10 protein-coding genes, 1 rRNA gene and 2 riboswitches are annotated in these 11991 nt (G+C 36.4%); of the genes, 2 read left to right on the top strand and 9 right to left on the bottom strand.

Translation table 11 applies throughout. From position 1 onward, the window contains the following. From ACK3CR_RS16855 to ACK3CR_RS16825, 7 genes are all read right to left on the bottom strand, one after another. Positions 1–85: ribosomal RNA gene (locus ACK3CR_RS16855) — 16S ribosomal RNA — on the bottom strand; the annotation flags it as partial. A gap of 378 nt (positions 86–463) precedes the next feature. Further along, entirely contained in the window at positions 464–1786 is a 1323-nt protein-coding gene (locus ACK3CR_RS16850; protein ID WP_243515538.1) for an NCS2 family permease, read from the bottom strand. 109 nt (positions 1787–1895) lie between these two features. Continuing rightward, a riboswitch (purine riboswitch) is annotated at positions 1896–1997 on the bottom strand. 103 nt (positions 1998–2100) lie between these two features. Further along, positions 2101–3621, bottom strand: coding sequence for a glutamine-hydrolyzing GMP synthase (gene guaA / locus ACK3CR_RS16845; RefSeq protein WP_328123611.1), 1521 nt, complete (start codon positions 3619–3621; stop codon positions 2101–2103). A 135-nt stretch (positions 3622–3756) separates the two neighbouring features. Beyond that, positions 3757–3858, bottom strand: a riboswitch (purine riboswitch). A gap of 95 nt (positions 3859–3953) precedes the next feature. Further along, positions 3954–6113: a transglutaminase TgpA family protein gene (locus tag ACK3CR_RS16840; RefSeq protein ID WP_488975807.1), complete on the bottom strand. Its 2160-nt coding sequence runs from the start codon at positions 6111–6113 to the stop codon at positions 3954–3956. A gap of 4 nt (positions 6114–6117) precedes the next feature. Next, positions 6118–7314 (bottom strand): DUF58 domain-containing protein, encoded by a 1197-nt coding sequence (locus tag ACK3CR_RS16835; RefSeq protein WP_243515543.1) that lies wholly within the window; start codon positions 7312–7314, stop codon positions 6118–6120. 12 nt (positions 7315–7326) lie between these two features. Next, positions 7327–8277: an AAA family ATPase gene (locus ACK3CR_RS16830; protein ID WP_488975806.1), complete on the bottom strand. Its 951-nt coding sequence runs from the start codon at positions 8275–8277 to the stop codon at positions 7327–7329. A 264-nt stretch (positions 8278–8541) separates the two neighbouring features. Further along, positions 8542–9219 carry a GntR family transcriptional regulator gene (locus ACK3CR_RS16825; RefSeq protein ID WP_243515550.1) on the bottom strand — a complete coding sequence of 226 codons (678 nt, stop codon included), beginning with the start codon at positions 9217–9219 and terminating at the stop codon, positions 8542–8544. Between the two features lie 174 nt (positions 9220–9393). Between ACK3CR_RS16825 and ACK3CR_RS16820 the strand changes: the two genes are divergently transcribed. Then, a complete protein-coding gene (locus tag ACK3CR_RS16820) occupies positions 9394–10134 on the top strand; it encodes a sulfite exporter TauE/SafE family protein (RefSeq protein WP_488975805.1) in 741 nt (246 codons plus the stop codon). Between the two features lie 129 nt (positions 10135–10263). Then, the gene (locus ACK3CR_RS16815) at positions 10264–11163 is read left to right on the top strand and encodes a thermonuclease family protein (protein WP_488975804.1); all 900 of its coding nucleotides are present in this window, start codon (positions 10264–10266) and stop codon (positions 11161–11163) included. Positions 11164–11207: 44 nt separating this feature from the next. Here the strand turns inward: ACK3CR_RS16815 and rpiB are convergent, their stop codons facing one another. Both rpiB and ACK3CR_RS16805 read right to left on the bottom strand, forming a co-directional pair. Further along, positions 11208–11660, bottom strand: a complete 453-nt coding sequence (gene rpiB / locus ACK3CR_RS16810; protein ID WP_243515558.1) for a ribose 5-phosphate isomerase B — start codon at positions 11658–11660, stop codon at positions 11208–11210. 170 nt (positions 11661–11830) lie between these two features. Beyond that, entirely contained in the window at positions 11831–11914 is an 84-nt protein-coding gene (locus ACK3CR_RS16805) for a GapA-binding peptide SR1P (RefSeq protein WP_410914774.1), read from the bottom strand. Between the last annotated feature and the right edge of the window lie 77 nt (positions 11915–11991).

The following is an 11991-nucleotide window of genomic DNA, read 5'->3' as shown; positions in this document are numbered from 1 at the left end:
CAAGCTTTTCAAATCTCCGCTCGACTTGCATGTATTAGGCACGCCGCCAGCGTTCGTCCTGAGCCAGGATCAAACTCTCCATAGAAAGTTTGGTTTCATCTTTCGATGTCCATAGCTTTTTGTTTCTAATAAGAAACGTTGTTTTAAAAATAAAATAGAATTAACGTTGACGTATTTTGTTCAGTTTTCAAAGGTCAATCTTTCTTGTGTCGTTGTTAGCGACTCTTACTATGTTATCACCATTAAAACTTGGTGTCAACAACTTTTTTTATTTCTTTTTTAAAGTTACTGTTTATTTTGCAGCAACGTTTAATAATATACCACGAGTAATTTTAATGGTCAATACCTTTTCTCATATTTTTCTACTATAAAATCATCCCCTTCCCTTTTCCTTGCATTCACAAAACTTTTAGATACAAAAAAGCCTTCTTTTAATAAAGAAGGCTCCCTCGACATGACTGTTCTATTCAAGAAAAATAAAGTATAGAAGGAAGATAACAAACAATCCGTACATCACTGGATGCACTTCTTTTCCTCTTCCTTTAAACAACATTGTAATAGGATAAAAGATAAAGCCAATCGCAATCCCTGTTGCAATACTATACGTTAACGGCATCATAATTAACGTAAAGAAGGCTGGTACAGCTGTTTCAAATTCATCCCACTTAATAAGACGAAGGCTTGCTACCATAAGAACTCCTACAACAATTAATGCAGGTGCTGTTACAGCTGAAGTAACAACAGTTAGTAAAGGTGAGAAAAATAATGCTACTAGGAAGAATAGCCCTGTTACTACTGAAGTAAATCCACTTCGTCCTCCTGCTGCAACTCCTGCTGTTGATTCGATGTAAGCTGTTGTTGTTGATGTTCCGAATAAAGCTCCAGCAGCTGCTGCTGTTGAATCTGCTAACAATGCTTTGCCTGCTCTTGGAAGCTTATTATCTTTCATAAGTCCCGCTTGCGTTGCTACTGCAACAAGTGTACCTGTTGTATCAAAGAAAGCAACGAATAAAAACGTTAAAATTACAACAAGCATATCTAAGTTAAAAACATCACCAAAGTGAGAAATTGCTACGCCAAATGTTGGCTCAATGCTTGGAATCGGAGCAATTATACTTGTTGGGGTATTAATCAATCCTGTAAGCATCCCAACAATAGCAGTAACGATCATCCCGATAAAAATTCCACCATTAACTCTCAATACTAATAGAATAATCGTAACAATTAGTCCAAATACAGCTAAAAGCGTTGATCCTTTTGATAAATCTCCTAGAGCAACAAATGTACTTTCACTTGCTACAATGATTTCCGAATTTTTCATCCCGATAAACGTAATATAGAGTCCAATTCCTGCTCCAACTGCATATTTTAGCTCAATTGGAATTGCATTAATTATCTTTTCTCGTATTCCACCAACAGTTAAGCAAATAAAGATAAGCCCTGAAGCAAAAACACCTGCAAGAGCTGTCTCCCATGGAACACCCATTCCAAGAACAACTGAATAAGCAAAGAATGCGTTAAGCCCCATCCCTGGTGCTAATGCAATTGGATATTTTGCTAAAATCCCCATCATAATCGAACCAAATGCAGCAGCTAAAGCTGTTGCTGTAAAGATTGCTCCCTGATCCATATGCATTGAATCCGGAAGTCCTTCTGTATCTGCTAATGATAAAATACTTGGGTTTACAAATAAAATATAAGCCATGGATAAGAACGTCGTAAAACCCGCCAATGTTTCTGTTCGAAACGTAGTTTGAAGCTTATCAAACTCAAAATACTTCTTCATTGTATATTTTCCTCCTAGATATAGCGTCTTAAAAAAACAAAAAAGCACTTCCTATACCGAAAGTACTTAAAGCTGACGCAAAGAACAACAAAGTTGACAGAGGTTATCCCCTTGTTTTGTTGTACCTCGTAGTCAAGCCATTTACGGTAGCTCGGTAGAAACTTTTGGGCCATATTCCCCAAATTATACGATGGAAAGAGAACTTTATTTTATTATCCTTAGTTAGTTTAGCAGGGTTTTAAATAAAGCGCAATAAAAAAACGAACATTCTTATGAAGAATGTTCGTTTTCGTTCGCCTTTACATTTTTTGATCTTATTCCCACTCAATTGTTGCAGGTGGCTTACTTGTAATATCGTACACAACGCGGTTAATGTGCGATACTTCATTAACAATACGCGTTGAGATTTTCTCAAGTACATCCCATGGAATACGAGCCCAGTCAGATGTCATACCATCAATAGATGTTACCGCACGAATACCAATTGTATAGTCATACGTACGTGCATCTCCCATAACTCCTACGCTACGGATATCAGGAAGAACTGTGAAGTATTGCCAGATATCACGTTCTAATCCAGCATTACTTACTTCTTCACGTAAGATTGCATCTGATTCACGAACAATTTCTAGTTTCTCTTCAGTAATTGCTCCAAGTACACGGATTCCTAGACCAGGACCTGGAAATGGTTGACGCCAAACGATGTCGTCTGGAATACCAAGCTCAGTACCAAGTGCACGTACTTCGTCTTTGAATAACGCGTTTAATGGTTCAATAAGCGTAAACTGCATGTCTTCTGGAAGACCACCTACGTTATGATGTGATTTAATTGTTTGAGCAGTTGCTGTACCACTCTCAATAATATCTGTATAAAGAGTTCCTTGAGCAAGGAAATCCATACCTTCTAGTTTAGCTGCTTCATCATCGAAAACATAAATGAACTCGTTACCGATAATTTTACGCTTTTTCTCTGGATCTGAAACGCCTTCTAGTTTGCTCATAAAGCGCTCTTTTGCATCAATCTTAATAACATTCATATTGAAACCTTCGCTGAATGTTTTCATAACGCCTTCTGCTTCACCTTTACGAAGAAGACCATGATCAACAAAGATACATGTAAGCTGATCACCAATTGCTTTATGAATAAGAACAGCAACAACAGAAGAATCTACGCCACCGCTAAGTGCACAAAGAACTTTGCGATCGCCGACTTGTTTACGAATTTTTTCGAGTTCAATCTCGATAAAATTCTCCATTGACCAGTTATCTTCACAGTGACAAATTTCAAACACGAAGTTCTTTAATAGTTCATTTCCGTATACAGAATGACGCACTTCTGGATGGAATTGTACTGCATAAAGATTTTTATTTTTGTTGCTAATAGAAGCAATTGGGCAAGCTGGGCTAATTGCATCAATATCAAATCCTGGAGGAGTTTCAACAACAAGGTCGCTGTGGCTCATCCAAACGATTTGCTCATCTGGTAAGTCTTTAAATAAAAGAGACTCATTTTGAGTTTGGATAGATGCTTTTCCATACTCACGATGTTTTGCTCCTTCTACTTTTCCACCATAATGATGAGTCATAAGTTGCATACCATAGCAAATACCTAGCACTGGAATGCCTAATTCAAAAATTTCTGGATCGCAGCGGAATGAGTTTTCTCCATACACACTGTTTGGTCCACCTGATAAAATGATTCCTTTTGGATTCATTTCTCTAATTTCCTCAGGAGTAATTGTATGAGGATGAAGCTCACTATACACACCAAACTCGCGAATTCGACGAGTAATTAGCTGATTGTATTGGCTCCCAAAGTCTAAAACAAGAATCATGCCTTCCACAACGTTCACCTCTTCAGTAAATTTGTCACACAGTTGTACCTAACATAAAAACAGAATAAAAATAAAAAGCTAGAACTCTTACCTTCATAAAAAATAAAGGCAGAATTCTAGCTTGAGAAAACCTCAATCTAAATCTTCTGCCTTCATAGTCAGAACGTTTAAGGTGTTCCGGTAGAGACTCTCGATCCATATTATCGAGTATATATGAAGGACAACCGTTCTTTTCAAACGATGCAACAGAGCAAAGCGGAACATGTTCGTCTATACGTTAAGCTTGTCTACTGTATCAATTGACATTATTCTATCAATGTGCGATAAGACGGTCAAGAACTTGCCTTTTTAATTAAATTTTCCCACAATTCAATTATTGCTGTTGAATCTTCTCTTTTATACTGTTCCCTATAAACCATTTCTTCATAATAAAACGTTAGTTTGCTCATCTCTTTTGTTCCAATTCTTTCATCAACTTCTGCAGCAAACTGACGAAGAGTTTGTCCTTTTTCTCTTGCTACCCCTTTACGCTGCCACTGTTTTAAAAGAGATTTGTACGCTTTATTGAAAGATGCTTTATCGGCTTTTGGACGGTACATTCTAATTAAAAATGTTGGCATCCATTTCTGTCTTGTTACATAAAGGAGAACTCCAATTAGAGCAATCAAGAAAAGAAGGATTACCCAAATTTTATCTATACTAACAGATGATAACAAGCTTTTCCCACTCTCTTTCGCTTCCTTTTCAGTACTTTTTTCTTCTTCTTGAACTGGTTGTGCAGCTGCTGGAGTTGCTCTTGTATCATCACTTTCTTCTACTGCTGCATTTTCATTTTCTTCTAGGTCATATGTGAAGTCATACGGATTACTAAAACTTTTTGTTGGCTCAAATGGAACCCAACCAAGCGTTGGAAAATAAACTTCAACCCATGAGTGAGCATTGTTCTCTGTCACCTCATAAATATCTTTGTCTCCCTTTGTCTCCACATAAGACCCTTGTGTATATCCTTTCACCCAACGAGCTGGAATATCAACAGAGCGAAGTAACACAACCATTGAGGTAGAGAAATTGTCACAGTATCCTCTTTTCGTTTCAAACAGAAACTGATCAACATAATCTTCATTTTCCCTCGGTACCGCAATATCTTCTGTATCATACACATACGGGTTTTCTGAAAAGTAGTATTCAATAGCTTTTGCTTTATCATAACGATTAGTTTGATCACCTGTAATCTCAACAGCTAAGTCTCGCACACGCTGTGGTACGTTTTCAGGCAACTGTGTATATGTTTGCTGAAATAAAGGATTATCTTCTTTTTCATCCTTCTCACTTCCAAGACCTCGTAATATTTCTACTTTATACTCAGGATAATCATACGTATATTGAAGAGAATTCACTTCTCCTTGTTCTGAAATAATACGCTCCTTTTCAACTGATTGAACTAAAAAGTCGCTCTCAGGATTACTGCTAATTGTATTAAAAGAAGCTGGATACATAATTAATGAAGAAGGATTAGCAAATGTAAGCTCTGCTTCTGCTTTTTCATTTGGCACCGTTTCTTTATTGTACTGAAAAATGCCTTTTAAATTATCAAGCTCATATTTATTCGTCTCATCTTCCCTAGCAACCCACCCTTTTCCTGTATAGGTGTTCTTTGTTTCGATTTTCCAGTAGTTATCTTGAGTTGTAGCTGCTGTAAAGACAAGCGTATCATCTCCTGAAAACCCTCCCCCTAATTCAGAATCATCTTCCCCAAATCCAACTTTCTTTTGGTCGCTCCCTGAGTCACCATTGTATACCCCTTCTGCATATCCTTGGAGATATGGTACAGGATCAGGCCACTGTGGAGAAGGTTTTGGTGCAATATATGCTACGGTCATAGAAATCATAATAATGATTAGTGATAACACCGTCATCTTTCGACTTATTCTTCTATTCTCTGTGATTTCTTTTAAGCGTTCAAAATGCAAAAAACTCAGTAAAAACAGACCAATAAATACGATGCGAATGATTGGCACAAATGCCTCATACGGTGAAAAAGTATCAAGAATTGTAACGTATATAAGCGTTAAGAGTAAGAAAAAGAAGATGTTTTTTTGTAAAATTACCCAATAGTAGATAACGTAACACATTACCCATAGTATGAGAAAAAACAGAACTGTTCTTGATAAGGTTGTTAAGCTATAAACATCCATCCATGAAGAACTCGCAAAATCTTTTGAAAGATTTTCAATCAAGATAGAAAGCAATGAAAAGTCAGCAATTTCTCCTTCTCCAAACATTTGATAAAGGCTCCAATACATATAAACAAGTTTGACTGTCCACTTAATAAGAAGAGACGGCACAAAGATCGCTAGCAGAAAGTTCAAGATAATGAAGGCTAAAAAGTAATGAATGCCTCCTGTATTTGTAACGGTTTCGAGTGGTTTTAACCATTCCCATAAGAGAAAAAACGAGCCCAAATATAAAAGAAGCTGTGTAAAAACATTCATTTTGTTACGCGCTGTTACCCCACTGTCGATTCACCTCAATTATTCCATTTTCAAAAGCATCCATATTTACTTCATGCAAAACAAACGAAGAGGACTTCAGGGCACTATGCTGCACTCCCTCGTTCGGAATAATCATATGGAGTTTTGCTGCTGGTGCTTTTTCCAACATTGCAGCTTCTCTTATTCCTTGTTCACTTGGAAAAACGAGTAATTCTCTCATTCGACTCCACCTCTGAAGTTCATGTGGAGCTCGCTCCCAAAATGGGTAGTCTTCTTCGCTTTTGACAGTTGCTAAATAATAGAGAACCTGCTTCATCTCAGCAAGACTTTCCACTTTGCCACTGTATCCCTTTCGTCCAATAAGGAGGATTTGAAATTTTTGATCATTTGTAGCCATCCAATACATAAAGGAAGCTGCAAGCGACATTCGCTGTTCAAAGTAGTTGTCATTTCGTAAATCTACTAAAAGCCCAATCCCTTCATCTTCCTCTATTCTTGGTTCAAATTCTTTTGAAACAAGCCCTTGAACACGAGCGGAGGCTTTCCAGTGGATTTGTGAAAACTTATCCCCTGCAATGTAATTTCGCACTCCTGAAACAATATTTGACTGATTTCCTTTGTGGAGACTTAGCTTTTCCCCTTCTTGTTCTTTATAGCTTTGAATAAACGGCTGAACATCTAGAACATTTGGCAACACAATAAAAGAATCTTCAGTTTTAATTCTTCCTTTTTTAAAAACAAGACCAAACAAATCACTTGCTTTAATCGTAAGCTCTGTTAACTTATGTTCCCCTCTTCTAGCACTCGGGATTTCATAGTGAAATGTGATATGACGCTTAAAAAATGGCGAATAGATCTTTCGTAGCTTATTTGTTTCTCCCTCTAATTCTTTTGGGCATTTCTCTTCAACAATGAGAAATGCGATTGGAAAGAATCTCTTGAGCTCAATTTCTATGGAGAACTTTACTGTTTCTCCGTAAAAATAGGAGGATTTTTCAAGACTTCTCTTCACTTTTACTCTCTTTACGGGATACAAAAGCAAAAGAAAGCTATAAAGCAGAATAGGAGAAAAGCTATAAAGTAAAAACCAACTTACAAACCCACCTTGAAACATAGCATACGAAAAAAGAAACCCTACCATAAAAACTACTGTGAAAAGCTGAGTTATATAATGTTCACGAATTGTTTTTAAAATCTTCAAAGCACACCTCTCCTATCCAATCACAGGTACAGATGTCTCATGCAGAAGTTCTTGAAGAACGTCTGCAGCATCTTTACGTTCAAAGCTTCCTTGTGCATTAACAGTAATTCGGTGAGACAAAATGGATGGAACAAGAAGTTGGACATCATCTGGAATGACATAATCCCTTCCTTGAAGCAGCGCAAATGCTTGAGCGGCTTTTAAAAGAGCAATAGAACCACGAGGACTTACACCTAATTGAATGAGCGGATGGTTTCTTGTTTTATTTACAATGCTGACAATATATCTTTTCACTAAATCACTTGCATGAACAAACTGAACTTCCTTTTGAAGTTTTTTTAGTTCATCCATTGTAATAACAGAAGGTAAATTAATGCTTGTATGGGATGTTAGCGATGTTTTTAAAATATTCATTTCTTGCTCTGGCGTTGGATACCCCATCTTAATTTTAAGTAGAAATCGATCAAGCTGAGCTTCAGGAAGACGATACGTTCCTTCAAAATCAACAGGGTTTTGGGTTGCCATTACAAAGAAAGGTTCTGGCAAAGGACGCGTTACTCCATCAACTGTAATAAACCCTTCTTCCATTGCTTCTAAAAGAGCCGATTGGGTTTTTGGAGATGTTCTATTGATCTCGTCAGCTAGCACAAACTGAGCCATAATCGGCCCTTGTCTATATTCAAATTCGTTCTCACGTTGATTGTAAATGGATGCACCTAAAACGTCTGATGGAAGAAGGTCTGGAGTAAATTGAATTCTTTTGAAATCTGCTCCAATTGACGCTGCTAATGCTTTCATCATTTTTGTTTTTCCAACCCCTGGAACATCTTCAAGAAGAACATGACCTTTAGAAAGAAGAGCAACCAAACTAAGCATTACAACATCTCTTTTTCCAACTAGAATCGTTTCAATACTATTTATAATTTCTTCCGCTTTTCTTTGAACAAACTGCGCTTGTATCATCACCTAACCTCCAAATATTTACCTATTTACTAGTCTATCATGTTCATTTCTTTCTTTTTTAATTTTTTGCTATTTTTTACATATAATTATCAATGCAATATTTTCATTTTTAAATTTTCTAAACTTACTTTATTTTCTATCATCTTATATTATTTACGCTTATTTTACTATTTAAACGTCCAACACCACTCTAGTTTTCCTACTTTTTATTAGAACCTTGTAATGAAAAAGACTCCTTCCATCATGAGAAAGAGTCTTTTAACGTTAACTATAATCTTGTTCTTCTGCTAATACTTCTTTTAAATGAGCCAAATCGTGTTCAAGGTGCTGTACCATTGAGGCAGAAGCCCCTTCCTTGTCCCGATTTTTCATTTTCTCAAAAATATCGTAGTGCTGACTTAAAATAATGCTTGTTCGTTTTTCTCCTCGAAAGTTTAAAATACGACAAAAGTGGACGAGAGAATTAAGCTCATCAATCTGTTTCTTTAAACGAGCATTTTTTGTATATTCAACAATCATATAATGAAAAGATTCATTAAGGTGAATCAGCTCATCTTGACAATTCTCTTTTACGGCTGCTTCTTCTGTCTCCTTTAAGATGTGTTCTAATTGAGAGATTTCTTCCTCACTTGCTTTTTCAGTTGCTAACTTTGTCGCAAATGATTCAAGAGCCATACGACAAAAATAAATCTCTTCTACATCCCGTACTGTTGGGTTGTAGACCATAACTCTCGATTTTTCATCAACATGCACAAGCCCTTCTTTTTCTAAAAGACGAATCGCTTCCCGAATCGGACTTTTACTTACATTAAACTCTTTTGCAAGCTGAGTTTCTATAATACGCTGTCCTGGTTTAAATTTCCCTGCAAAAATCATTTTTTTTATTTGATTATAAAATTGCTCATAATATGGTAATGGCTTTTGAATTTTAAAGTCACTCACTTTATCCCTCTTTTCTTTTTCTCTTCTTGTATAAATAAGATTCGTTTTGTAAAATGATTATTGGTCGACAAGATTCAGTCGACTATAAAAGTATAAGAGGAACGGTCAGGAATTATCAACTTTACTTTTTTCCTCCTCTGTTCTTTTAATTATTTCATTAGGAGGATATACAACATGCTTATTATTCTTACCATGCTCGTGCTTGGAGCTCTCCTTGGCTTCATTGGAGCTGGAGGTGCTGGGTTCGTAATTGCTCTTTTAACCGTTGTATTTAGTATTGATATTCATACAGCACTTGGTACTTCTCTTGCTGCAATGTCTTTTACTAGCCTATCAGGAGCTTATAGTCATTTTCAAGAGAAAAATATTCATTTGAAAATCGGGCTTATTGTTGGGATTTTTGCTGCAATCGGGTCCTTTATTGGAGCTAAGTTTGCTGCCCTCATCCCTGCAGAGTTTCTACACTACCTTACTGCTAGTATGCTTTTCTTATCTGCTATTCTCATTTTAGTAAAACTGTTTTTATTAAAAGATACAGCAAACCAAAAATTAATGGGAAATGCTGAACTTTGGATAAAGAGTATTATTCTTGGAATTATAACAGGCATTATGTCTGGAACCTTTGGAATTGGCTCAGCCCCATTTATTCAGCTTGGTCTTCTTATGTTATTAAATTTATCTGTTCGTCAATCAGTTGGAACAACAATGCTCGTCATTATTCCAATTTCACTTGGCGGCGGTCTTGGCTATATTACAGAAGGATATGTTGATTTTTTTCTCCTTCTAAAAGTGCTAATTGGTACAATGTCTGGTGCCTATATTGGAGCCAAATTCACAAATCTAGCTCCAAAATCTCTTTTAAAAACCGCAATTTTTGCTACACCTGCTGCTGCCGGTTTGATTCTTCTGTTCTAGAATAAAATAACTTTAAAACCATTTACTTATACAAAAATTAGCAGTAATATTAATAATCGTAGTTACGAAGAAGGTGATATTTACGCCTTCTTTTTTCTATACTGTAAGGAGAATAAAGGAGGATTCTTTTTGAAAAAACATTATTTGCTTTGTGTTGTTTTGATGCTTAGCTTTTTTGTAGCTTTAACTGGCTGCGGTACATCATCTGATTCGATGTCAACTCCTTCAACTACTACAGAAGAAAGCAGTTCAAACGATTCATCTTCATCAAGAGCTGATATAAATCCGGAAAAGAAAGATGAAAACACGGAAAAAGAATCGGAAACCGCTTCTTCTCGTCTTCAAGCAACTGTTACGCGCGTAGTTGATGGAGATACGTTAAGAGCAACCGTGAATGGAAAAGAAGAAAAAGTTCGCCTAATTCTTGTTGATACACCAGAAATAGTTCACCCTTCCAAACCAGTTCAACCTGTAGGACCTGAAGCATCCTCTTTTACAAAAAAGATGCTTTCAAATAAAAAAATTGAAATTGAACCTGGTGTTCAAGAACGTGACCAGTATGGTCGCCTTTTAGCGTATATCTATGTAGACGGAAAAATGTTCAATAAAACGCTTATTGAAAAAGGCTTAGCTCGTGTGGCCGTTTTCCCACCAAACACCCGCTATCTAGATGAGTTTAAAGCGCTTGAACAAAAAGCAAAAGCCGCTAAACTAGGCATCTGGCAATATGAAAACTATGTAACAGATAAGGGGTATAATGATACTGTTGTTGGAAGTACATATTCTTCTGATCAATCTTCATCTCAATCATCAGAAAAGACATCTGCCAACACTACCTCTTCAACGCAAAATACGCCAGAACTTGCAAAAGAAACAGGTTCTTGTACTATTAAAGGAAATATTTCAAGCTCTGGAGAAAAGATTTATCATATGCCAGGCGGTGCTTATTACGACCAAACAATTGCAGAAAAAATGTTTTGCTCAACAAGCGAAGCAAAGAATCATGGATATCGTGCTTCACAAAGATAATCAACTAAAAAAGCCCCATTCCTTTTTAAGGAACAGGGGTTTTTTTAGTTCGAACTATATTCCTTCTCTATGTTACTAATTTTATCAATTCGTACTTTATGTCTTCCACCTTCAAAAGGTGTTTCTAACCAGATTTTCACAATATCACGTGCAAGTCCTGGACCAATAACTCGTTCTCCCATTGCAAGCACGTTTGAATCATTATGCTCTCTTGTTGCTCTTGCACTAAATGTATCATGAACAAGAGCACAGCGGATTCCTTCTACTTTGTTGGCTGCAATACTCATTCCAATACCTGTCCCACAAATTAATATCCCTCTGTCTGCTTCTCCAGTTGACACCTTTTCTGCAACTGGAAGAGCATAATCTGGATAATCAACAGATGTATCACATGAGCATCCCATATCTTCATATTCTACGTTCATTTCTTCAAGCAAAGAAATGATTTCTTTGCGAATGTTTATTCCTCCGTGATCAGAGGCAATGATGATTTTCATGATTTTCACTCCTACTTGTACAGGGCTTTATCTGTTTTAATAATTTAATTATCCCTTTAACTTATACACTAATAATAAAGGTAACCCTTCTGATTTGTAAACCTTTTCAAAGAATAACAAACAACTAGTTATGATTTTCTTCACCCTGTTTTAAGATACGTTCTACACTCTCATACTGTATAAAGATAACGAGCTTTTTCGTTCTCTAGATGATCAATAACTGTATTACAAGTATGATAAATCAAAGTTACCATTTTCTCTCCTCCTCACTCATTCGTACACTTACTTACTATGTAAATAAATAACAAGCTTCATTTTCACACTAGCCAAC

Source organism: Priestia sp. TRM10, from assembly GCF_057808375.1.
The sequence above is the reverse complement of the archived record's forward strand: the minus strand, read 5'-3'. Positions and strand labels throughout refer to the sequence as shown.

What these genes read in the sequence shown, in the direction of transcription:
- ACK3CR_RS16850 (WP_243515538.1), bottom strand. Translation starts at nt 1,786, where the DNA reads ATGAAGAAGTATTTTGAGTTTGATAAGCTTCAAACTACGTTTCGAACA.
- ACK3CR_RS16805 (WP_410914774.1), bottom strand. Translation starts at nt 11,914, where the DNA reads ATGGTAACTTTGATTTATCATACTTGTAATACAGTTATTGATCATCTA.
- rpiB (WP_243515558.1), bottom strand. Translation starts at nt 11,660, where the DNA reads ATGAAAATCATCATTGCCTCTGATCACGGAGGAATAAACATTCGCAAA.
- ACK3CR_RS16820 (WP_488975805.1), top strand. Translation starts at nt 9,394, where the DNA reads ATGCTTATTATTCTTACCATGCTCGTGCTTGGAGCTCTCCTTGGCTTC.
- ACK3CR_RS16840 (WP_488975807.1), bottom strand. Translation starts at nt 6,113, where the DNA reads ATGAATGTTTTTACACAGCTTCTTTTATATTTGGGCTCGTTTTTTCTC.
- guaA (WP_328123611.1), bottom strand. Translation starts at nt 3,621, where the DNA reads ATGATTCTTGTTTTAGACTTTGGGAGCCAATACAATCAGCTAATTACT.
- ACK3CR_RS16830 (WP_488975806.1), bottom strand. Translation starts at nt 8,277, where the DNA reads ATGATACAAGCGCAGTTTGTTCAAAGAAAAGCGGAAGAAATTATAAAT.